Below are 22442 nucleotides of genomic sequence, written 5' to 3'. Positions count from 1 at the left end.
CCTACCGCTCGATCGAGTGGATCAGCCGGCAGACCACGCGGCACGAACCGGCGCCGCCCGTGGTGAAGTTGATCGTCAAGTCCTCCTTGTTGGGCGCGAGGCTCACCGCGTCGGCGAACGTGACGTCGCTGCCGGCCGGCACGAGCACGTCGATCTCCAGCCAGTCGAACTCGACGTTGCCGGCGGGGATCCCCGAGCCGTTCGGCGCGGGGAGGTTGCGCGCGAAGGGGATCTTGAACGTGTTGTTGCCCGGCACGGGGATCCCCGTGGCCTCGGCGTAGAGCGCCGAGTAGCCGCCGGGCGCGTCGGGGTCAGCCCGAAGCTGAAGGTCGGGGAACGCCATGGGACTCCTTCGGCTCCAGTGAGCAGACTACCAAACGATCGGGGCGCGGAGACTAGATCGCGGCCAAGAGCGCCGGGAGGACGTAGCGCGCGGTGATCGAGCCGATCTCCTTCAGGATCTGGAGCGTCTTCGCCAGCGCCGCCTCTCGATCCCTGGCGCGCTTGACCATGTCGGCCGTGCTCGTGGCGGACGCCGCCAGAAGCTCGTCCAGCGTGGCCGAGTCGCGCAGGTAGATCCGCGCCGCGTCGTCGATCCGCCCCGTCGCGATCCTCGCGAGCAGGACCACGAGGCCGTGCTCGCCGAGGTGCAGGAGGTCGGCCTTGCGGCGAGCGAGGGTGTCGAGCGCCTGGACCGCCGCGTCCCGCGACGCCTTGAGCATGGGATCGTTCCCGAGGGCGGCGTCCTCCGGCAGGCCGGCCTTGGCCTTGGCCATGAGGTCGTCGAACCACCCCGGCGCCTTGTCGCGCCAGAACTCGGGCCCCTTCTCGGCGGCCTTCTTCGCGAGGTCGTCGATCAGGCTCACGGGCTCTGGCCCTGGGGCTGGCCCTCGTCGGCGCCGTTGGCGATCTCGTCCAGGGCGGCCCACGCCGTGGCCGAAGCGCGCACCATGCTCGTGAGGCCGGCCGTGTCGACGGCCCCCTCGTCGATCAGGCGCAGGTAGCCCTGGTGGACCGCGTTCTCGATCGCGGCCTTGTCCTTGATCTCGGGCGGGCAGCACGCCGACAGGACGGCGGCGACCACCAGGGCGAGGACGAGGCGCGTCGTGACGGTCGAGGAGCTACGCACCGGACACCCCCTTCTTCGGGATCTTGAAGCCCTTGGTGACCGGCGACGAGGCGTGCGCGGCGCGCAGGTCCGCGAGGCTCTGCCGGTTGGCCGCGCACGCGGCCTTGTTCTGCTGGACGACGGCCCGGATCTTGTCGAGGGTCAACTCGGCACTGTCGTCGAGGTTGACCTCCTTGCCGTCCACGACCACGCGCGGCGACGGTCGCGGCGTCGTCGGCGAGAGCCGCGTCTCGCGGATCTGCTTGAGGATCGCCGTGCGCTCGGCGTCCCCGTCGGAGTCGGCAGGGCTGATGGCGGCGGGCGGCGGGTCGGGCGGGAAGGCGAGCGGGCTCACGGACCCTCCTGAGTGATGCTGCCCATGAGGCGGTGCAGCGTCTGGGTGCTGTCCTCGATCGCCTCCGTGCTGGCGGCGATCTGGGTCATGACCTCGCGCATGACGTCGGTCTGCTCCTTCTTGAGCCTCTCGACGTCCTGACGCCGCTCGGCCTGCTCCTTCTGGAGGAGGTCCGTGACGGCCTTGAGGTCGGCCCTGTGGGTGTTCTGCGTGGCCAGCAGGCGCTCCTCCGCGAGGCGCGCGTGCTCGTCCAGCCGCACCCAGAGGTAGTGGATCACCTTGCCCATGGTCGCGCCGGCGGCGCTGCCGGCCGCGAGCACGGAGTAGAAGACCCACGCGGGGACGTGGTCGGTGGGGATCTTCATCGGGTCGGTGTCGGCCGAAGCCGTGCCGGCGAGGACGAGGACGATCCCTGCGACGAACGCCGCGCGAGCGAGCACGTCCACGAGGCCCAGGATCGGTCGCAGGATCATGGCGCCCCTAGGTCTTGATGATCTTGTTGAGGGCCACGAACGGGTGCATGGTGTTGTGGCCGGTGCCGGAGCCGGTGCTGCCGACCGTGATCCCGGTCGAGGCGGCCGAGATCGCGCCGCTGAAGGTGCCGGGCAGCAAGAGCAGGTCGTTGTCGAGGCCGGAGGACGCGCCCGCCTCGTTGCCGAGGCTGTAGGCGTGGCTGTGGCCCGGGTCGGTGACGGGGTGGCCGTGAGCGGCAAGCTCGCCGGTCACCAGGGCGTGGTTCTCCTCGCCGCCCGTGGCGCCGAGCGCCCGCGGCGTGAGGCCGGGGCCCGTGCCGACGCCGACCGTCGAGCGCCCGCGCCCGTCGGGCACGCCGAAGGTCGTGATCCCGTCGCCGCCGTAGGTCGCGCCGAGAAGCGCGCCGAGCGCCGGGTAGGTCGCGATCGGGTAGACCGTGCCGTCCGCCAGGAGGTAGCCGCTCGGCGCCGAGGCGCCGGCGAAGTCGAGCACCGTGCCGGTCGGGACCACCGAACCTCCCCCGCCGCCCCCGCCGCTGCCACCCCCGCCGCTCGCCGAGGGGCGAGCCACGATCGAGTAGGCGAGCGTCGTCGGCGCGCCGCTGTTGACGAAGACGATCTTGAGGAACGGCGCGACGAGGTCGATCGTCGCCGTGTAGACGACCTGGGGGGCCTGCGTCGTGTCGATCGCGAGGGTCGTGACGTAGTCGTCCGTCACGCCGTCGATCGACTGGACAAGCTGCGCCGTCGCCGCCGCGCCGCCCGGGGCCATGTGGAACAGCGCCGTGATCGTGCCGTAGTTCGACACGTCGTAGGGGCCGTTGTTGGGAGCGATCGAGGCGCCCGCGCCGAACGCGGCGGCGGGCTGCCGCGCGAGCACGACCGTGCGCTGACCGACGATCACGGACTCAGGCATGGCGATCCTCCACGATCACGCGCACGAGGTCGGCCCGCAAGGCGGGCAGGGCCCAGGCGGCGGACAGACCATGCTCGGCGGGCACGCCGGGGCGCAGAACGCGCCCGAGTCGGTGAAGCGCCCGTTGGTGTCGAGCCCGTTGGTGAGCAGCAGGCTGCGCTCGTTGTCGTCCTGCTGGAGCACCGGGAAGAGCCACCCGTAGAGCTTGACCTCGACGAGGTAGCCCGAGTTCACGTTCAGGTTGCGGACCTGCACCGAGACCGTCGTGTTCGCCATGGGCACGGCGAACGTGTCGAGGAGGTCGTCGGCGCTCGCGCGCGGCCACAGGCCGTCGGAGCCGGTGCCGGCCGGCAGGCCGGCGACGAGCGGCAACGTGCCCACCACGAGCCGCCAGCGCAGCGCGTCCTTCTGCGCGAGGGGCGCGCCGAGGCCGACCTTCGTGATCACGAGGCGGTAGCCGTTGGGGATCGTGTACGAGTAGACGTCCGCGAACACGGAGGTGCTCGCGAGCGCGATCAGCGGCAGCGGGCCCGAGAAGGGCGCCTCGGCCGCCGCGAGGGCCACGGCCGCCGCGAGCGGACCCGCCAGGGGCGGGCTGCCCGGGGGCTGCACGACCACGCGGCGCTCGGCCGGGAAGGGCAGGGCCCGGTAGGGCGGGGCGTGGATCGGCGTCTCGGTCGTGTTGACCAGCAGGCCGCGGGCCGCGTCGCCGACGACGTGGTTGACCGCGCCCTGGGCCGCCAGCGCCTGGGGCGACGGCGGCGGCGGGTAGACGACCTGGCCCCCCGGCATGGGCGCCAGCCCGTAGGGCGGCGGCCACGTCGGCTGGACCCAGTTGCGCTCGATCGGGAAGCCGGCCATGGGCGGGGTTGCCTCGGGGTCAGGGGGTGGTCAGGGACGCCAGGATCGACGGGCCGACGGGGCCCAGGATCGCTCCCGGGCTACGTCCCGGGGAGCCGCCCGTAGGCGATGTCGCCCCCGCGCCACCCGACAGGGCCACCGAACTCGCCCGCGGGGCTCCGGTAGGGCGTGGCCATGCCGGCCGCGGGCACGGGGCCCGTCGGGGCCGCCATGACCGGCGCGGGCGACATGACCGACGAGGGCGCGGCCCCCGGCGCGCACGGCAGCCAGTTGGGCGGCGCCGGCATCGGCATGTAGGGCTGCTGGAGCAGCCGCATGCGCTCGGGGTCGGGCATGCTCGGGCAGTCCCCGTAGTAGATCAACTGGCCGTGGAAGGCCATGCGGAGGGTCTGCGGCACGCCGGCGCTGTTGGTGACCTCGACGATCACCTGGGTCGCGCGCTTGAAGAGGTGCGTGAACGTCCAGGCGAACGGGAACGCGGTCGAGCGCACGACGCCGCCGGGGAAGCCCGCCACGGGCACCGTGGGCGACGCCACGAACTGCCGGAGGCTCAGGGCGCGGTCCATGAGGATCTGCCCGGAGGTGCCCTCCAAGATCCGCACGGTGATCGCGTCCTCGGCCGAGACGGTCGAGTCGTCCATGACGAGCCAGCAGAGGAAGTCCGCGCTCGACGGCACCGTCATGGTGAACTGCGCGTTGACCGCGCCGGCGTCGACCGTGACCTCGGCCCCGCGATCGAACGTGAGCCAGTAGGGGTGCGTGCGGCGGGACATGAACGGCGACTGGAGCGCGGCCTTGCCCCCGCAGTTGCCCATGAAGCGCCGGCCGTGGGCGACGATCCGCACGTCGTTCGGCGCGCCGCTCATGTCGGTGACCTGCACCGCGAGCGAGGTCGTCGCCGGGAGGAAGATCGTCTCGTAGAGCCCGAAGGGAAGCTGCGAGGTGCCGAACACCATGTTCGACGAGACCGGCTTGTTCATGTACTGCCGGTTCGTCCAAGTGTCCGTGATCAGGGCGCTGAAGCGCCCCGTGCTCACGCTCATGAGCTTGACGATCTCCATGTCGCCCTGGTTGCCCTGGAGCAGCGGCGGCGTGAGCGAGCACTGCTGGGTGCCGAAGGGCGCGGTGATCCCCGTCGGGTGGGGGACGTTGCTCATGTAGTACGAGTCGACGTCGCCCTTCACCGGGTTCAGGAAGACCGTGCCCGAGCACGGATCCTGAATGAGGGCGGGGATGTCCGCCTGCGGGAAGATCGGGCTCGGCCACACCGAGGCCCGCCCGGGGGTGGCCAGACCCTGCTGGTAGTAGGTGTTGGGGTACTGCGACACGAGGGGCCTCCTGGGGCGCCTAGTTATGGCGCAAGCAGCGGCTGCCCTCCGATCTTAGCAGGCGATCAGGGGACGGAGTCCGTGTCGGCGGCGGGGGCGCCCTTGTGCCCGCCAGCGTTCTGCCAGCGGACCGCCGGGTCGCGCTTGATCCCATGCTTGCACAGGAGGTTGGCGACCTTCTGACCGGTCAACTCGTGGCCCACCCGCTTGGCGATCTCAGGGTTCGACAGCCCCTCCTCGACCAAGGCCTTGATCTGCGGCACGAGCGCCTCAAGCTCCGCGCTGCGGGCGGTCATGAGCCCCTTCCGGACACCGACGCGCAGGCCGCGCGTCTTCATGCCGTTCTGGATCGTGTAAGGCTCGACGCCGATCGCGGCGGCGACCTCCGGGATCGTCTGGCCTGAAGCGATCCGCCGCTCGACCTCCGGCCAGTGCTTCTCTAGATACTGGAAGATCGCGCCCTTGCCTCGACCCGGGCCGAGGACGCCGTGCGTCCTCGCCGCGCTACGAACCTGCTCACTCGACATACCCAAAGCCTCCCCGATCTCTCGATAGGACTCGCGATCCGCCAACCGGCGGCGGATTTCAGGAACGATCCTGTCGACCTCGCAGCGCCTCCGCTGACGCTTCGTGTAGGTTCTGGCCGCCTCGGAGAGGCAGGCCTTCTTGCGAGGACACCTCACTGGGACGATCTCGGCGAACCTGCCAAACGCCTCTCTGTGTCCGACAACGAGCCGAAACGCAGAACGATCCTTGTAGATCGTCGCGTCGACGCCGATTGACGCGAGTAGCGTCTGCGTCGCCCGAAGACCGCTCTCGTTCACAGAGTCGATCGAGACGTAGCGCACGCCCTTCTTTGGCCGGTAGGCGATATGCCCGTCGGCGTCGACGAGCCCTGCTACCCAATGAGCCTTGATGTCGTCCGACGTCGTCACCGTCGCGGGGACCGTCCACCTATGCGCCCCGAACAACGCCAGCGCGCGTAGGTCGTCCACGAGGGCCTTGCTGTAGACGAAGGCGGTCCAGCAGTTCTTGACCTTCTTGACCCGCCCCGTCAGGCCGTAAACGACCTCGACGCACCTCAACGCTTCGCGGGCGAGCGGCTCGTCCAGCCCGGCGGCAATGACCACGGCATAGGTCCGAAGAGAGGGGCGGAACGAGACGTGGCCGTCGCCTGCGATCAGGCCGAGGAGCCATGCCTTGTCGACCGACATCGTCTGAGAGTTGATCTTCTTCAGGTTCATGCCGCGAGCGTAGCACGCTTCGGGGCAGGATCAACCGACAAGTATGATAGTGTCTTATACGTCTCCTGCGTCTTCGGTGGGGTCTTGTTGCGGACGGTGCAGACGGCCGAAAACGAAAACGCCCCTCGACGGGCGAGGGGCGTTTTCGTTCGTCTTACGTTCGGACGTCCGTCCGACGTAAGTCCTTGCTACGCCGAGAGACCGCGCAGCAGGACACCGTCCAGAACGGCGGTGATATAGAGGTCGACCTGCGGCGCGAAGCCGCCCTGCGGGACGAACACCGGGACGTTGAACGCCTCCAGGGCGTTCAACTCGACCGGCCGCCCCATGATCGTCACGTCCTTGCCCTCGCGCTTCGACGGGATCCCCGACGGGAGCGACGGCATGGTCGTGTTGGTCACGGTCGTGAAGATCGACTGCGGACCAGCGCCCGAGGGCAACTCGTCCAACTGGGTCGTGATCAGGACCGAGGTCTGGAAGGCGAACTGGGCGTAGCCCAACTCGCGCCAGCGGTTCATCTGCTCGGGGACGACCGCGTTCGCCGGCTGGTTGAGGTTGGTGCCGAGCGAGCGGCACTTGAGCCGCCACGAGTACCAGAACAGGTGCGTGGCCTGGGGCAGGCCGCCCGTGCCGGTCCCGCGCAGGTTGGTGTCCCGGCCGAACTGCTTCGGGCCGAGCGCCGGCGCCACGCTGAACGCCGCGAAGTTGTTGAACAGCAGGATCTGCTGCGGCATGGCGGTCGCCGCGAGGTACACGTCGGTGTCGTACACCGACTCCTTGCGCGGACGGCCGGCCACGGTGCCCTGCGAGGGCAGCGGGACAAGCTGGATGCCCTGAGCCATGATCAGTCTCCTCGGGCCGGTAGTTATCCGGCGCCTTCAAGCCGAGGTCGCGGTGGCTCACCGCTTCCCGGGCCGGGGCCCGCTCGGGCCCCTTGGTGAACGATCTCGGACGGCGACATGCCGCACGAGAAGGCGAAGGTCAGGAGTCGCACCTGAGCCGGGATCGTTCACGATCCCGTGGGCCACTCGGCCCTCCCTCGCTCCAGGCGCGCCCCGGAGGGCGCGCCGAAGGCGGACTAGAAGCTCGTCTCCGTGCCCGGCGACCAGTCGACCTGGGCGAACGAGGCCGCCTCGGCCGCGCGGCCGGCGGCCGGCGACACGAAGTCGACGTAGTCGTTCATGCCGCCCGCGAAGTACTGCTCCGGCACCGGGCCCCCCAACTGGAGGTAGTCGCCGACGCCGCTGCCGCCGAAGATCGCCTCACCGGCGACCAACTGCGACGGGCTGACCACGTCGCCCATGCCGCTGACGCCCGGGATCGCCTTGAGCGCCGGGATCCGCGACGAGGCGAGCTTGAGCACGCCCGCGCCGACCACGCCCGCGCCGCCGGCGACCATGCTGGCGACGATGTCGTTGCCGAGCTTCAGGCGGCGCGCCGCCATGGTCCCGAGCCCGATCGCGGCGATCGAGAGCAGGATCGACTTGAGCGGCGTGTCCGCGCGCAGGTACTGCCCGACGACCGGGATCCGGCTGAAGAGCCCCGGGGCCTGCCGGGCGACGGCCATGCCCGCGAGCGCGCCGACGGCGATCCGCGAGTACTTCATGGCGCCCTGGCGCGAGAGCAGCGAGCGGATCCCGCTGCGGACGCCCGCGAGCGAGATCGGGTTCCGGCGCCGACGGCGCGGGTTCAGGCGGCTGCCGCGGGCCAGGCCGCGCTCGGCCATGCGCCGCTTGACGCGCTTGCTGAACCGCCCGCCCTTGCCGACCATGGGCCGGTAGGGGTTCTTCCGGCGACGACGGCGGGGGTTCATCATGTAGCCCCCGCGCTTGCCCCTGCGGGCGGCCTTGCGCTTCACGAGGTTCTCCTTCACGCGCTTGCTGAACTTGCCCGACGACCCGACGTAGGGGCGGTAGGCCTTGCGCGAACGACGGGCGCCACGGCGACCGCCACGGCGGCCGGCCTTCTTCTTCGCGCGCTTCGGGGCGCGGCGCGAGGCCTTCTTCTTCTTGCGCTTCGGGGCGGCGCGGCGCGAGGCCTTCTTCTTCTTGCGCTTCGGCGCGGAGGCCGACCCGCCGCGCATGAGGATCCCCATGGCCTTCTGGTAGGAGATCCCCTCCGCCGCCGCCTTGCGCTTCGCCTTGGCGGCCAGGGCCTTCGTCATCTTCGGGTTGCGCCCGCGGCGCCGACGCTTCGCCATCTTCCCACTCCTGTTGCGGCGCACGATCCGGCCGCCCGGGTTACTGAGAGCGAACAGGGTCAGGCTCATGTTCCTGTTCTTCCTGCTGGCCCTCTCGGGCCTCCGACGTCCGCCACCATGGCGGCCTCTTGAGACCCTACCAAACGAACTCACCACGGAGTTGTCGCGACCCGTTCGGGTCGCGTTAGGCCGTCCTCGCGCGCAGGCGACGCCCGCGACGGGGACGACCGCTCGGCTCGCCCGAGACGGCCCACCGGACGGACTCGGCGATCTGCCCGCCGAAGAGCAGGAACGCGCCGAGCGCAAGCACGCCGATCGTCATGATCTTGGGGTTGATCTTGCTGTCGTTCACGCCTCGTCCGTCCTAGTGGTAGATCCAGCGGGTGACCTTGAACGTCCCGCCGGCGATCGTCATGAGCCCCGTCGCAGGGTCGAACAGCAGGTTCGGGTTCCTGCCCTTGCCCTTCTCGACGTGCTTGTGGACCCAGTGGTAGCCCGCCTTGTTGCTCTTGGCGTTCGGCTTCATGGTGTAGTGCGTCTCCGGCACCTCGCCCATGGTCACGACCACGCGCTCGGATCGCTCACGGCGACCGTCGTCGTAGCGGTAGACCTCGACCGTGGTCGGGTCGGTGCCGTGGAACTTGCGGTAGTGCGCGACGGCCTCCTTGAAGCCGGGCGCCTTGTCGATCCCCGCGGCCACGGCCTCGTCGAAGCTGATCTTCTCGCGCTTGCCGCCGCGCTGGTGGCCGATCGGGTTGCGCGGGTTCGCGGCGCGCGGCGAGCCGCCCGACTGCGAGGAGGACCGCTGCGAAGAGGACCGCTGCGCGAACTGGATCTCGGCCACGAGCTTGTCGCGGTCGCGCGGGCGCGTCCGGCGAACGATCTCGCGCAGGGCCTCCGTGTGCCCCCAGGCCGCGAGGGACTCGATCTCGGCGCGCGCCTCGTCGAGGGTCATGCCGCCCTTGGCCGTGAGGCCGAGGCGGCACCCGCGCACCGCGTGGGGGTTGGCGGGGTTGTGAATGATCGCGAGCGGCGGGTTCATGCGCGGCGCCACGCGGGCGATCCTGCGCTCGACCATCGCGTCCCAGTTCTTGTGGCTGACGTAGATCGAGTTGCCCCTCCCGGCGATCGACAGCACCTTGCCGGTCTTGCCCACGCGGTGGAGGATCACCATGTTGTTGCCGCTGCCGTAGACCTCCCAGGTGCCGTCGTAGCCGCCCGACCCGTGGAGCACGACGCGCTCGCCCTTGCCGAGGTCGTTCGCGCGCGGGGCCGCGCCGGCCTCCATGACCGCCTTGCGGCGCTCGTCGCGCTTCGCCTCGCGCTTCTCGGCCATGGCCGTCTTCTGGCCGAGGGCCGTGCGGACCGCGTCCACGTAGGTCGCGTGATACTCCTGCGGGAGCGTGATGCCGCCCGGGGAGTAGTAGTCCGTCATGAGGTCCGAGCGGTCCTCGCGGGCGTTCGGGTGGACGGTGTGGCTGTTGGCGCGCTCCCAGATGTTCTGCGCGAACAACCGACCGAGCTTCGCCCCGTCCGCGGACGAGTTCCAGTAGAGCAGCAGGTCGCCGTGGCCCGAGGTCTTGATCTGCGCCCTGATCCCGGCCTTCTTGAACACCGCGCGCAGCCCGGCCCCCGCCGCGCTCGACGGCACGTAGCCGTCCGACGACGAGCCCGTGTAGGCGCCGCCCTTCTGCTCGACGCCCCAGGCCTTGAGGATGTCGCGGAGGTAGAGCCGCTCGGCCGCGAGGGCCGGATCGGCCGTCGTGCGCCGCCGCTCCTCGGCGAGGCGGGCCGCCGCGAGGGGGTCGCCGCGCATGGCCTCGCGCTCCAGCAGCCGGCGGCGCTCGTCCGCGGAGGGGTTCTCGGCGGTGCGCCACACGCCGATCCCGCGATCGATCTCGGCCTGCATGGCCTCCATGGTGGCAATCGCGTCGGCCTTGTCGTCGGTGTAGTACGACTTGTCGTCGTCACGCTTGTTGCCGACCATCCAGGCGACGCGCCACTCGCCGGTGTCGCGCACGCGCTGGAGGCTCAGGCGGACCGGCTTGATCCCGTGCCGCTGCTTCTCGGCCGCGAGGCGCTGGGCGGCCACGGGGTCGCCGCTCGCGGCGGCGCGCTCCAGGGCGCGCATGCGCTCGTCCCCCGAGGGGTTCCTGCGAAGGCCGTGCATCTTCCAGCCCTTCTTGGTGATCGAGAACTCGTCGTAGCGGTCGTCGTAGGAGAGCAGCCCGGCCTTGACGAGCGCCTTGACCGTCGGCGGCGAGATCTCCTTGTGGAGCACGCTGGACGGGACCACGGCGTCGTACTCGCCCTGAAGGCTGGCGACGAGGCGCAAGGCCGCCTGGAGGCCGCCGGCGCCGCCGACGGGGTTCCCCTTCCAGGGCTCGCCCGTGCGCTTCGCCCAGGCCTTCGCGAGGGCGCGGGCCTGCTTGGCCGAGAGGTTCGGCGTGCGGCGCCGGACCTCGGCCATGAAGAACCGCCGCTGCTTGTCGGTCAGGGGCCGACCGCGGACCTTGCCCGCGTGAACGATCGCGCGCATGCGCTGCCACGGCATGTCGGGGTCACGGTCGGCGGGGTTGTCAGCGAAGCTGGCGAACCGGATCTTGTTCGTGATCGCCTCGGCCTTCGCCTTGCCGAGGAGCTTCGCGAGCTTCGACTCCAGGGCCGTCTCACGACGCTGGAGCACCTGGGCGGTCTTGAGCCACGCCTTGTAGCCCGGGTCGGTCCGCCAGCGCCCGGGGAGGCGCTGGTGCTCGCGCATGGCCCCCCAAGCCTCGCGGAACTCGGCGACGACGGCGTCGACCTTGGCCTTGTCGGGCGGGTTCGGCATGGGCATGGCGATCTGCGGGAGGAGGCTCACGGCGCCTCGCCGGGCTCAGGGAAGCGGCTGACCCACTCGGCGCGCGCGGCCCTCTCGATCGTCGGGAGGCGCTTGCGACGAAGCTCCTTGGCCCGCTCGGCGTCGTAGAGGGTCTCGCGCAGCGAGGCGTCCGCGGCGCGCGCCACGTCGTCCGTGTTGTCGTCCGAGTTGGGCGTGTGCGCGAGCACGTAGTAGGGGCCGTCGGGGCCCTCGCGGACCTCGCCCATGATGACGAACGACCGCGGGGTCTCGTCGAGGCGAAGCTCGCGCCGCTTGCCGGTCTTCTTGTCGAGGATCCGGGGCGTCTTCCAGCGCAGGGCGACGACGACCCCGGCGGGATCCCACGGGCGGAAGTCGGTGTAGTCGCCGTCGACCACCGGCACCTCCTGCTGACCGATCCGGAAGGTGCGCGGGATCGGGTTGACCGCGCGCCACGCCGCGAGCCCGACCTTCGACGTCTTGTAGGACGCCTCGCCCTTCGCCGCCTTGTCGGCCGACTCCAGGGCCGCGCGGATCGCGGTCGAGGACTGCGCCTTCGCCACGCGCGCGGCGACCTGGCCCTTGATGTACTCAGGCGCGAGGAACACCGCCGCGATCCGCTTGCCGGCCGCGAACTCGCGCTCGACCGTCGGCATGTTCTCGCCGCTGTAGGAGAAGGTCAGGTCGTACTTCGGGTGGTAGCGGCCCGGCACCTTCGTGTAGTCGTAGAAGGTCAGGCCGGGGAAGGCGTCGAACAGCCAGGGGGCGAAAAGCTCCCACGGAATGTCCGAGAGGACGTTGAGCCGGACGAACTTCTCGGCCTTGCCGGTCTTGCCGGAGAGGGTGTCGCCCTCCGCCTCCTCGTACTTGCGGAGGCCGGCCGCGAGGATCGCCATGAACTCGACCGGGTGCTCCAGCAGCGCCTTGGCCTTGGCGAACTTCGTGTAGGTGTTGCGAATGTCCGAGGCGTTCTGGCCCGTGTTGACCAGGCACGAGGTGCGGCACTCCTGGCTCGACCCGGTGCAGAAGTTCACGGCCGTCCCGCCGCCGATCACGGGCGCGGTGACGAAGGGGAGGCGCACCCCGGCGGCCGACTCCAGACGCCCGACGGTGTACTCCGGCACGAGGTTCAGACCGAGGGCCACGCCTTCGCGCCCGTCGTCGCGCTTCATGAGCTTGGCGTTGGCGGTGAGGAACCCCGAGCCGGGCGAGAGCCACTGCGTGAGGCTCATGCCGAGGCCCGTGATCTCCTCGACCTTCTTGCCGCGGGACTTCGCCGCCACGCGCTTGGCGGCGCGGTTCGACTGGTCGAAGATCCCGGCCAGGGTCGCGTGCGCCCTCGCGAGGCCCTGCTTGTCGAAGGCGATCGAGGCGACCTCGTCCCACGAGATCGGGGAGAGCTTCGCCTTCTTGAGGGCCTGCTCGGGACCGAGCGGCGGGTTGCTCGCGCGCGGCGCGTCCAACTCCGTCGGGGCGAGCCACTGCGACGGCCCCATGGACTGGGCCGTGGCGAGCGCCTCGTGGGGGTCCGACGTCGCCTGGACGACGCTGCCCCCCGGCGTCACGACGAGGAACTGCTTCATGTTCGCTTCCTTTTGGCCGGGACCGGGCTTCTAGAACATGCCGTGCGTGTGGCACGACGGGTCGCAGTGAACCAGCGACGACGCCGCGAAGGTCATGGTCCCGCCACGCGCGAGCCTGACCTTCACCTTCCCGCCCGGGGCGGCGCCGGCGACCACGCCGCGGTGGCCCGACGGCACGAAGACCTCGTCGCCCTTGTGGAAGGGGCTGTTCTTCGCGCGCGGGTTGCGCCCACGGCGGCCCGCACGGCCAGGAACGATCTCACCCGGCCGCGGGAGGCCGGGGTTGATCTGGAGGTAGTCGCCGACGGGGTTCCCGGCGATCTGGAGGTAGTCCCCCATGGGCGGGTTGCGGTGGCCCCGCGTCCGCGTCTTCTTGAGCCACTCCATGGGGACGTGCTGCATCGAGCGGTCGGAGGTCCGCTCGACGATCACGACGGGCTGGTCGCCGAAGCCGTAGCCGCCGTAGGGGACGAACTGGTAGATGATCCCCGACCACCCCTTCCGGCCGCTGCGCGCACCGACCGTCACGCGGTCGCCGCGCCGGAACCCGCCGAAGTGCTCGATCGACGGGTTGCTCGCCGTCGGCGCGGGCGCGGGCGGGGCGATCAGGAGGTAGTCGTCCATGGCGCCGACGGGGTTCCCGCGCAGGCCCGGCTGCCACTCGCGGCTGCCGAACGGCCCGTAGGGCCCCGTGTAGGACACGCCCCCGGGGGTCATGACCAGCACGTCCTTGCGGTAGGGGTCGGGGCCGGGGTTGCCCCTCTTCTTCTTCTTCTTGCCGACCCACGGACCGTAGAGGGCCTGCTGCGCGGCCAACTTGGTCGGATACGGCCCCTGCCTGTTGCCCAACTCGTCGTGGATCCACCACTCCCCCGAGGAGTAGGGGCCGAGGATCCGCACCTGAGCGCCGCGAAGGCCGGGCGTGCGGGGGTCCGGCGGCATGAAGAGGTCGTGGGGCTCCACGGTGCCGCGCTTGGCCCCGGGGATCAAGGACGGCCCGCCACGCTCGCTGGTCGAGCGCCGCCGGCGCTTGCCCGGGTTGCTGCCCATCTTCTTCGCGCCCATGCCGAGGCGGTTCGCCTCGGACGCCAGCGCGGCGTCGGACATGGACGACGAGGCACGCCCGCCCTTGCGACGAATCAGGGTGATCAACTCGTTGCGGTCGACGACCTTCATGGCTTCTCCTGATCAGCGCCGCGAGGCGCGGTAGGCCGAGTAGACCTGCACGGCCACGAACAGAACGACTCCGCCGATGATCACCTTGTCGAGGTTCTCCAGCAGGAGCTTGGCGCCCTGCCCGGTGCGCTCGATCGCACCGCCGGCCTTGCCGGCGAACTTGGTGACGTCCTTGCGAGCCTCTTCGGCAAAGGTCGCGGCCCCGGCCGCCACCGGCGACGGGGACGTCCGCGCCGTGGGGTTGATCCTCGGCTTGCCGTCGACCCTCGGGGGCTTGCGCGCCATGTTGTCGCGCTGGATCGTGTTGAGCTTCGTGAGCAGCACGGGCTGGCTGAAGTAAGTGCTGTCCGTGACCACGATCCCGGTCAGCAGCCCGGCCGAGGCGTCCTCCCAGCGATCCTTGCTCAAGCTCTCGCGCAACGTCGCGACCTGATTGGTCACCACGTCAGGCGGCAGCCCGCGCCAGGACTGCTCAAGCCAGAGCACGACCTTGGTGTAGTTGATCTTCTGCTGCTCGGTCGCCACAGGGCTACTCCCCGCTGCCGCCGAAGGCCCCCGCCACCCACGCGATCCCCACGAGGGCGGCCACGAGGCCGAGGCCGGGCAGCGACGAGGCCCCCTGGTCGGGGCCGGCGTCGTCGTCGCCGATCCCGGCGAGGACCGCGCCCGCCGAGGCGATCTTGGCCGCCGCCGTGCCCTGGGCGACCGAGTTGGCGCCCTGGCCCGAGCCCGGCTGGAAGGAGACCTCCTTGAAGGCCGCCGTGTCCTGCGCCATGAACTCGATCTCGTCCTTGATCACCCCCGAGGGGATCAGGCTGAAGACCGAGTTGAGGTTCGCCGGGATCTTGAAGGCCTTCCGGGGCTGGGGCGTGAGCCACGACGACGAGTCGCTCTGCGGCGAGACGACGGCGGGCGAGAGCGGCGTCTGGGCGAACTGGCTCTTCGCGATCTCCTGGCCCACGATCGCCGGCAGCACGGCCGCGCTCGGCTGCGTCTGCGGCACGAAGGGCGTGAGGGTGTCCGCGAGCAGGTTGACCGTCGTGATCGCGTTGCCGGCGACCGACGGGTTGTTCGCGGCGGTCTGCGCGACGAGCGACTCGACCGAAGGGCAGCAGCCCGGCATGGCCCCGTCGACCTGGGGCGTGCAGCGCGTCCCGTCGGGCAGGAAGCCCCACGGCGGCGGCCCCATGTAGACGCCTGGCGTCGCGGACGACGCGAGCGACGCGGCCATGTTCGGCGGCATGGGCTGCCCGCTGCCCGAGGGCAGCACCTGCGGCCCGACGGCCTGGACGGGCGTGCCGCCCGGGATCATGACGAAGTCGGCCAGGAAGCCCATGCCGGCGGCCTTGCGGCGGGCCTGACGCAGCGGGAGCGACGCGCCCCAGCCGAAGTCGCCGAGGGACAGGTTGGCCATGACGTTCGACCTCCGAAGACGGGGCCGGTCACTCCGCCGCGAGCGCGGCGCCGACGGCGGCCACCACCAGCAGCATACCGAGCGAACTGGGGGCGGAGTTTCCGTCGCCCAGGAACGATCCCGAGGGCACGCGCCCCGGCGGCAGGCCGGCGCGGACGCGGTTGCTCTGGCGGACCTGGCCGAGCCACGCCCCGAGGTCGGCGCTCATGCCGCCCAGGCCGCTCATGCGACCGCGACCGACGACCGCGTAGCGGGCCAGCGCGACACCGATCTCGTCGAGGCGCGCGAGGCGTTCGGTGAGGATCGCGTCGGCGTTGTAGTCGCCCAGGTAGACGTCCTCGTCGCCGATCGCGGTCGCCTCGGCCGCGAGGTCGGGCACGCCCAGGGTCGTCGCGCGCTGCGCGAGGAGCCGCGCCTTGGTCCGCACCGTGTTCTTCTTGCTTCCGAGGGCCGACGCCGTCGCGTTGGCCAGCGCCGCCTGCTCGGCGGTGGCCTGTGCGTGCGCCCGGAGGGCCTGATCGATCTCGGTCAGGCGCGAGGAGCGATCCGCGAGGACGGCGTCGGCGTCCTCGGCCCCGAGGAACACGTCCTCCTCCGCGATCTCGCGCGCCTCGTCGGCGAGGTCGGGCAGGCCCTGGGCCTCCGCGCGCTTCGCGAGCGCCGCGCCGCGCTGGCCGATCTGCTGCTTCGCCGTGCGCCGCCGGATCGCGGCGGCCTCGGCCGCGACGAGGGCCTGGCGCTCCTGCTCGCGCAGCCGCGCCTTCTCGGCCTCCTCGGCCTGGAGGGCCGCGAACGCCTGGCGCCTCTGCTTCTTCTTCGCCTTGCGGGCCTTCTCCTTGCCGGCGTAGCCCATGGCCCCGCCGGCAATGGCGCCCGCCGCCGCGCCGATCGCCGCCCCCCAGGGGCCCGCCGCCGCGCCCACGGTCGCGCCCGCGACCGCACCGGCCGCGACGCCGCCGCCGATCGTGGACTCCTTCTCCCCGGCAAGACCTCCGCCGCACGGCGAGGGGCGCGCCCCCTCGCACGGACCGTGCGCGGCGCACGAGGCGCAGCACGCCCCGAGGCCGGCCTTCTGGAAGTCGCGGACGGTGATCACTTCCGCTTCCCGCCCATGAGGAGCTTGCCCAGGAACACGAGGCCACCCACGCCGGCGACGATCGCGACCGCGCCGATCGCCACGTTCTTGAGCGTGTCCGTCTGCTTCGTCGTGGCCTCGAAACGAGCCACCTGCGCCGCCTCGGCGGCGGCGGCGGCCCGGCGGGCCTCCTCGTTCAGGCGCGCGGCCTCGGCGGCCTCGGCCTGACGCTCGCGCTTGCGCTCCTTCTTCTCGTCCTTGCGGGCCCGCTCGCCGGCCCAGATCGTGTATCCGATCTGGGCGACGGAGGCGAGGGCCCCCGTGAAGCCGGCCGCGTCGAAGCTCGTGCCCGACGAAGGGGCGACCTCACCGTCGGCGAGGCCGCGCCGGCGCGGACTGCGGAGTCGATCGACCTTGACGTACATGACCTACTCCTCGTCGTCCCGCCGCCGACCCCGCCCCCTCTTCGCCCCCCTGCGCTTGCTCCACCGGTAGAGCGCGTAGGCCGCGACGCCGCTCACGGCCAGGGCCGCGACCGCTGGCACGACCCACTCCCGGCGCGAGGGCAGCGGCGGCTGGCGCCCCTCGGGGAGGGCCTTCGCCTCCGCCTCCTTCCGGCGCTGGATGTGGGTGTCCACGATCCCGTAGACGGCCGGACCGATCGAGGAGACGGCGCCGATGATCGTGGGGAGGATCCCGAGGGCCATGCCCTACGCCGCCTTGCCGCCGCCCAGGAGCTTGCTCACGCCCCAGATCGCGACGCCGACGACGGCGACGCCGGCCGCGAGCTTGACGACCCCGCCCATGTCCGTGGGCGCCATGGACGCCGGGGTCATGGACGACGCCGACGCACGGCGCTCGGCCCGGATGCGGTCGCGCTCGGCGCGCCGCTGGGCCTCGCTCTCGACGACGCCCTTGGCGACGCCGGCCCCGATCCCGAGCACCTCGGTGAGGGACTCCCAGAAGGAGCCGCCCTCGGAAGCCTCCTCGCGCCCCTTGGCGGCCCCCTCAGAGGCCGCCTTCTTGATCGCGGCCCCCCAAGCGGCGGACCCGGCGGTCGTGCCGGTGAAGGTCGACGTCGCACCCGTCGTCGGCGTCGGCGTCGTGGCGCCGCGGACCGTCTGAGACAGCGCCTGCGCCTGGCGACGAAGCCCGACCGCCTCCGAACGAAGCGCGGCGGCCTGCACAAGCATGGGCTGACCCGAGGGGCCGAGCGCCCGGCCCTGGCGCTCCAACTCCGCGGCCTGCGCGTCCTTGGCCGCCGCAAGCTGGCTCAGGGAACTCGTGCGCGTGTCCACGGCCCCCAGCCCGGGGCGGCCGATCTTGATGTACGCCATGGTGCCTCCCCTCGACCTCGGACCCTACTTCGCGACCTTCTTCCAGAGCTTCTTCAGGTAGGGGAAGGCCAGGTAGCCGGCCACGCCCCACGTCAGCACCTTGGTCGCGTCGAGGGCGGGCGCCTCGGGCTCCGGCGTGGGCGCGGGGGCCTGGCCGGGGATCAGCGGCGACGCCGCCGACACGATGTCACGGGCCATGCGCCCCGCGCGCGTGCGCGGCGCGGGCGCCTCGGCCCCGAGGCCCCCGACGCGGCCAGCCAGCCCGAACAACTCGTAGCCAGGCGAGAAGCCCGGCGACATGGTGAACCCGACGTCGAGGGGCATGCCCTGCGCGGCGATCTGCTGCGCCTGGGCCTCGCCCTGGTACCAGCCCGGCGCGAGGTAGGCCGGCTGGGCCCCCGGCGAGAAGGCCGCCGGCTGCGCCTGCGGCGCGTACTGCTGGCCCGTCTGCGTGTCGACGTAGGCGTAGCCCGGGGGCGCCTGCGGCATGGTCGACGGCTGGGGCATGGCGGCCTGCGCCTGGAGGCGCGCCAACTCCGCCTGCTGGGCGTACTGCGCCTGGAGGGACTGCTGCTCCAGCGCCATGCGGCTCGCCTCGGCCTGCTGCTCCATGGCCATGCGGTTCGCCTCGCGCTGGGCGTCGGCCTGCGCGCGGCGGTTCTCGGCGTCGATCTGCGCCTGGATCTTGCGCTCCTCGGCGTCGATCAGGGCCTGCTGACGGCGCTCCTCCATCTGCTGCTGCATCTGGAGCCGGCGCTCCTCGGCGAGCGCGGCGGCCTCCTGGCGGCGGATCCGGTCGGCCTCCTGCTGGGCCGCGCGCTGCGCGTCCTGGCGGGCCTTGGCGACGACCGAGGAGGCCTGACGCGCGGCGTTCTGGGCCGCGGTGCCGATCCCCTTGGCCTGCGCGAACACCGCGTTGAGCTTCCCGTCGATCTCGGTCGCCCGCGTGGTGAAGTCCATCCACTCCTGGCTCTGCGGCTGCGCGCCGTCGGGCGTCCACGTCGCGATCTCCGAGGCGACGCCCAGGGAGTCGACCTGCGACTGGAGGTCGCTGATCTTGGCCTCGGCCTCGTCGACCTGCGCCGAGAGGGCGTCCATGCGCGAGGCGTCGCCGCCGGCGGACTCGATCTCCCAGCGGGCCGAGTCGATCGCCGAGCGCGCCGACGAGACGGCGCTCGCGGCCTGGCCCAGGATCGAGTTGACCTGCGGCCAGTTCTTCTTGATCGACTGGAGCGACGCGATCAACGCGCCGAAGGCGCGCCGGCTCTTCTTGCCGCCGAGGGCGCCGAGGCCCCCGAGGCCGCTCAGGTCACGCCGGTCGGTGCGGTGGAAGTTCTCCGCCTGCGCGACGCGGTCGAACGAGTAGATGCCGATCTGCCGCGGGTCGAAGTAGGCCATGGTGCTCCTCGGTGGGTGGGCGTGTGACGCCTCCCCCAGCCTACCGAACGAACTCGGGTCGGAGTTGTTCAGGCCCGGAGGAGGTAGACCAGCAGGCCGGCGGCCACGAGCGGCGCCGCGAACGATCCACGGCCGGCGGTCGACGGGGTCGACGCCGGCGCCGAAGCGGCGCCGACGCGAGGGCGCGGCGCGGTCGGGCGAGCGGGCGAGGCCGGCGATCGAGGGCGGACCGACGACAGCGGTCGAGGGGCGTTCGCCGGGGAGGGCGGCAAGGGCGGCATCGACGCGGCAACGGGGGTGGCGGTCGGCCGGCAGCGCCGGAAGGTGATCGGCTTGCCGGCCCGGTCGAGCGACGTCGGGTCGGTGATGATCGGGCCGCTGCGGTAGCCGGGCGGACACGAGGAAGTCGGGGGGACGTCGACCGCGTCGGAGGGCGCCTGGCTGCCCAGCCCCCTCAAGGTCACCGCCATGCCGCGCGGGATAGGCTGGAACGCCCTGGCCTGGAGGCCCTGCGTCGCCTGCCGGGCCTGCGTCGCGGGTGACGGAACCCAGCCTGGACCGGAGGGGGCCCGCTGCTGCCGCACGGCCTCCTGCGCCAGCCGATACTGGCGCTGGTCCTCCGCGGCCTGCGCCGCCGTCCGCTGCGCCAGGGCGCGCTCGCGCGCCCTGGCGGCCTGCTCCTCGGCCTTGCGCGCCTGGGCCTCCTGCTCCAGCCGCTCCGCGGCGGCGCGCTGACGCGCCTCAAACTCGGCCCGCCGCTTCCGGTCGATCTCCTTTCGACGCGCCTCGCTCGCGGCCCACGCCTCGCGCTCCCGCCGCGCCTTCTCCTGCGCCGCCTGCTCGCGCGCCTCGCGCGCGCGGCGCGCCGAGGCGCTCTCGGCCCGAGGATCCCACCCGGCCCCGCGCGTCGTCGTCACCCCGCGGCGCTGCATCTCGCGCTGCTGGAACTCGGCGTAGCCGCCCGAGGTGGCCTCCTCCCACTGGACGGTCCTGCGGACCGGCACGCCGGGCCTGGTCGGGTTGCGCCGGAGGGCGTCCGCCAGCCGCTGCGCCTCCGCGAGCGCGCGAGGATCGCCACGCATGGCGTTCTGCTGGGCCTGGACGTAGGCTTCCTGCGTCCGCTGGCGCTCCGCGAGGCGCCGCGCTTCGGCGTCGTAGGCGCGCGCGGTCTCCAGGGCCCGGTCCTTCGCCTGCGGATCGAACCGGTCGTTGCGCCAGGCCTCGTCCCGCGCGCGCCGCGCGGCCTCGGCCGCCGCGCGCGCCGACGACACACCCGGCAGGGTGTCGGTGTAGTCCTTCTTCACGGCCCGTCCCGCGCTCCCAGGACTCCCACTGCTGGGCGCGGGAGTCGAGCCCCGGGGACGGGCCGCCCGCGGCGGCGCGCCACAGGTCGACGGGGTCGCGGCGATCGTCTCCGTAGGACGACCCGAACTTGATCGGCACGCCGGGCGGCGGGGAATACCCGCCGGCCTGCTTGTAGTCCGAGTACGAGACGCGGGGGATCGGCGTCGTCAGCGCCCCGCCGCTGCCGGGCAGCGGGAACGTCGTCGGCGGCTTGCCCGGGGTCTGGAGCCCCGGGTAGGTGCCGTAGTAGGGCGTCGGCGCGCCGAGGCCGGCCAGGTTCTCGATCGTGAGATCGCTCACGCTCAGTCCTCCGGCATCTGCCGCGACGAGTTCACGGCCGCCATGATCGTGTGTGCGGCGTCACGCATCTCCTCGCCCGACATGCGCCTCTCAGAGTAGAGACGCCTGGCGACCGCCTCCAGCCGCGAAAGGTGTGCGGCTTCGATCGAAAAGTAGCTCGGGGGGTTCTCGATCCGCGCGTCCGCAGAGCGCCCAACCCGGCCGTCGAGTGTGAAGATGTGCTCGATCTTGCTGTGGCGCAGAAACACGCAGGGCACCTCGCGGTAGACGCCACGGTAGTAGCCGACATGCCAGTCCTTGGCGATCGGGAAGTGCCGGTCGTAGCCCAATGCAGCCTGAAGGGCGCCCCACTGAAGCCGACCGATCTTCTTCGCGAAGACCCTCTGGCTGATTCCGCGCTCCGTCGACTGAAGGGCCTGCATGTCCTCGTAGGTCGAGTCGATGCAGGTCGTGACGAACTTGTAGTGCCCGTCGTCACGGGCGGGGTTCTCGGCCGTCACCCGACGACCCAGTCCTTCTTCTTCCACACGCGGCCCAGGGGCGGCTCCCAGCCCAGCGTCGCGCGGCGCTGCGTCGTGTCGGCGGGGTACCAGGCGATCCCGTCGGGCTGGCTCGGATCCTGCACGCCGATCAGGGCGTAGACGTGGCTCCACTGGTCGGGGCGGTCATAGTCCGCCGCGACGGTGCGGAAGGCCGCGCGGTGCCCGAGGGCCAGCGCCATGGCAGCGACCGTCGAGGCGTGCTCGTCGCAGTCCCCGCTGCCGTCGCGGAAGAGCACCGCGCGCGGATCCTGCACGACCTCCAGGCCCAACGGATCCTGCACGTAGCGGACGTGATTATGCACGATCTCGAAGATCCGCTTCGCCTCGCCGACGTAGTCCTTGCTCTTGAGGTCGGCGACCTGGCCGCGGACCCAGGACACGAACTTCGGGTCGTGGGCGGCGGCGACCGAGAGGCGGCCCATCTCGGTGATCGTGGCGGCGGTGCCCTTGTCACCGTCGGGGATCGTGCGGTGCTCGATCGAGAGCCCCTGGCCGATCTGGCCAAGGCCGCCCACCCCGAGGCGCGGGCGGGCCGGGACGACGCGGGTCAGGCGGAGGTAGCCCATGCCTACGTCTTACCAAACGAACAGGCCCGGGGCCGGCTCACCGCCTTCACAGCCGTCTCACAGCCGACACAGCCGTCTCACAGCCGACACAGCACGGTCGGACACGGTCGGACACGGTCGGACACGGTCGGACATGGTCGTTGCCGAAAACGAACAGGCCCGGGATTGCTCCCGGGCCTGCCGTGCCTCGACCACTAGGGGCCTGTTCGGCCCCTGGAGAAAAGTAGCACGCCGCTCGGACGTGTCAAGCGGCTCCTGATCTGGGAGACCCGCGACTTCGTCACGCCGAGGTGCCGCGCGACGGCGACCATGGGGATTCCGTAGGCCAGGGCCACGACGACGACGCGCTCGCGCGGCCCTTGACGCCGCCCTCGCCGCGCAGC

Annotated in this window: 25 protein-coding genes; all 25 read right to left on the bottom strand. The window is 71.8% G+C overall.

Features of this window, described 5'->3' with window-relative positions:
- Position 1 precedes the first annotated feature (1 nt).
- Positions 2 to 343, bottom strand: coding sequence for a hypothetical protein (locus tag IT371_30650; protein ID MCC6752052.1), 342 nt, complete (start codon positions 341 to 343; stop codon positions 2 to 4).
- A gap of 52 nt (positions 344 to 395) precedes the next feature.
- Positions 396 to 866: a hypothetical protein gene (locus IT371_30645; GenBank protein ID MCC6752051.1), complete on the bottom strand. Its 471-nt coding sequence runs from the start codon at positions 864 to 866 to the stop codon at positions 396 to 398.
- Entirely contained in the window at positions 863 to 1129 is a 267-nt protein-coding gene (locus tag IT371_30640) for a hypothetical protein (GenBank protein ID MCC6752050.1), read from the bottom strand. The genes IT371_30645 and IT371_30640 overlap by 4 nt, the downstream gene beginning before the upstream one ends.
- A complete protein-coding gene (locus IT371_30635; GenBank protein MCC6752049.1) occupies positions 1122 to 1463 on the bottom strand; it encodes a hypothetical protein in 342 nt (113 codons plus the stop codon). Before IT371_30635 ends, IT371_30640 begins: the two co-directional genes overlap by 8 nt.
- Positions 1460 to 1936 (bottom strand): hypothetical protein, encoded by a 477-nt coding sequence (locus IT371_30630; GenBank protein ID MCC6752048.1) that lies wholly within the window; start codon positions 1934 to 1936, stop codon positions 1460 to 1462. Before IT371_30630 ends, IT371_30635 begins: the two co-directional genes overlap by 4 nt.
- Before the next feature lie 7 nt (positions 1937 to 1943).
- Entirely contained in the window at positions 1944 to 2708 is a 765-nt protein-coding gene (locus tag IT371_30625; protein ID MCC6752047.1) for a tail fiber protein, read from the bottom strand.
- A gap of 159 nt (positions 2709 to 2867) precedes the next feature.
- A complete protein-coding gene (locus IT371_30620; GenBank protein ID MCC6752046.1) occupies positions 2868 to 3713 on the bottom strand; it encodes a hypothetical protein in 846 nt (281 codons plus the stop codon).
- An 80-nt stretch (positions 3714 to 3793) separates the two neighbouring features.
- Positions 3794 to 5041: a hypothetical protein gene (locus tag IT371_30615; protein MCC6752045.1), complete on the bottom strand. Its 1248-nt coding sequence runs from the start codon at positions 5039 to 5041 to the stop codon at positions 3794 to 3796.
- A 65-nt stretch (positions 5042 to 5106) separates the two neighbouring features.
- A complete protein-coding gene (locus tag IT371_30610) occupies positions 5107 to 6285 on the bottom strand; it encodes a hypothetical protein (GenBank protein ID MCC6752044.1) in 1179 nt (392 codons plus the stop codon).
- A gap of 188 nt (positions 6286 to 6473) precedes the next feature.
- Complete coding sequence (locus tag IT371_30605) at positions 6474 to 7127, bottom strand: hypothetical protein (protein MCC6752043.1); 654 nt, start codon at positions 7125 to 7127, stop codon at positions 6474 to 6476.
- A 236-nt stretch (positions 7128 to 7363) separates the two neighbouring features.
- Positions 7364 to 8485 carry a hypothetical protein gene (locus tag IT371_30600; protein ID MCC6752042.1) on the bottom strand — a complete coding sequence of 374 codons (1122 nt, stop codon included), beginning with the start codon at positions 8483 to 8485 and terminating at the stop codon, positions 7364 to 7366.
- A gap of 184 nt (positions 8486 to 8669) precedes the next feature.
- On the bottom strand, positions 8670 to 8837 hold the full coding sequence (locus tag IT371_30595; GenBank protein ID MCC6752041.1) for a hypothetical protein: 168 nt from the start codon (positions 8835 to 8837) through the stop codon (positions 8670 to 8672).
- A 12-nt stretch (positions 8838 to 8849) separates the two neighbouring features.
- On the bottom strand, positions 8850 to 11345 hold the full coding sequence (locus tag IT371_30590; protein MCC6752040.1) for a hypothetical protein: 2496 nt from the start codon (positions 11343 to 11345) through the stop codon (positions 8850 to 8852).
- Positions 11342 to 12907 carry a hypothetical protein gene (locus IT371_30585; GenBank protein MCC6752039.1) on the bottom strand — a complete coding sequence of 522 codons (1566 nt, stop codon included), beginning with the start codon at positions 12905 to 12907 and terminating at the stop codon, positions 11342 to 11344. The genes IT371_30590 and IT371_30585 overlap by 4 nt, the downstream gene beginning before the upstream one ends.
- Positions 12908 to 12937: 30 nt before the next feature.
- Positions 12938 to 14083, bottom strand: coding sequence for a hypothetical protein (locus IT371_30580; protein MCC6752038.1), 1146 nt, complete (start codon positions 14081 to 14083; stop codon positions 12938 to 12940).
- Between the two features lie 12 nt (positions 14084 to 14095).
- Entirely contained in the window at positions 14096 to 14608 is a 513-nt protein-coding gene (locus IT371_30575) for a hypothetical protein (GenBank protein MCC6752037.1), read from the bottom strand.
- A 4-nt stretch (positions 14609 to 14612) separates the two neighbouring features.
- On the bottom strand, positions 14613 to 15497 hold the full coding sequence (locus IT371_30570) for a hypothetical protein (protein MCC6752036.1): 885 nt from the start codon (positions 15495 to 15497) through the stop codon (positions 14613 to 14615).
- Positions 15498 to 15525: 28 nt separating this feature from the next.
- Positions 15526 to 16593 carry a hypothetical protein gene (locus IT371_30565; protein MCC6752035.1) on the bottom strand — a complete coding sequence of 356 codons (1068 nt, stop codon included), beginning with the start codon at positions 16591 to 16593 and terminating at the stop codon, positions 15526 to 15528.
- Entirely contained in the window at positions 16590 to 16997 is a 408-nt protein-coding gene (locus tag IT371_30560) for a hypothetical protein (protein ID MCC6752034.1), read from the bottom strand. Before IT371_30560 ends, IT371_30565 begins: the two co-directional genes overlap by 4 nt.
- Positions 16998 to 17000: 3 nt before the next feature.
- Positions 17001 to 17279, bottom strand: a complete 279-nt coding sequence (locus IT371_30555; protein MCC6752033.1) for a hypothetical protein — start codon at positions 17277 to 17279, stop codon at positions 17001 to 17003.
- A 3-nt stretch (positions 17280 to 17282) separates the two neighbouring features.
- Positions 17283 to 17909 carry a hypothetical protein gene (locus tag IT371_30550; protein ID MCC6752032.1) on the bottom strand — a complete coding sequence of 209 codons (627 nt, stop codon included), beginning with the start codon at positions 17907 to 17909 and terminating at the stop codon, positions 17283 to 17285.
- 24 nt (positions 17910 to 17933) lie between these two features.
- The gene (locus tag IT371_30545) at positions 17934 to 19307 is read right to left on the bottom strand and encodes a hypothetical protein (protein ID MCC6752031.1); all 1374 of its coding nucleotides are present in this window, start codon (positions 19305 to 19307) and stop codon (positions 17934 to 17936) included.
- Between the two features lie 68 nt (positions 19308 to 19375).
- Positions 19376 to 20611, bottom strand: coding sequence for a hypothetical protein (locus IT371_30540; GenBank protein MCC6752030.1), 1236 nt, complete (start codon positions 20609 to 20611; stop codon positions 19376 to 19378).
- A 342-nt stretch (positions 20612 to 20953) separates the two neighbouring features.
- Positions 20954 to 21451: a hypothetical protein gene (locus tag IT371_30535; GenBank protein MCC6752029.1), complete on the bottom strand. Its 498-nt coding sequence runs from the start codon at positions 21449 to 21451 to the stop codon at positions 20954 to 20956.
- Positions 21448 to 22059, bottom strand: coding sequence for a transglutaminase domain-containing protein (locus IT371_30530; protein MCC6752028.1), 612 nt, complete (start codon positions 22057 to 22059; stop codon positions 21448 to 21450). Before IT371_30530 ends, IT371_30535 begins: the two co-directional genes overlap by 4 nt.
- Positions 22060 to 22442: the final 383 nt, after the last annotated feature.

Source organism: Deltaproteobacteria bacterium, assembly GCA_020848905.1.
In the GTDB taxonomy this organism is placed as follows: Bacteria; Myxococcota_A; Polyangia.
Note: the sequence above shows the minus strand (reverse complement) of the source record. Positions and strands in the feature narration are given on the sequence as shown.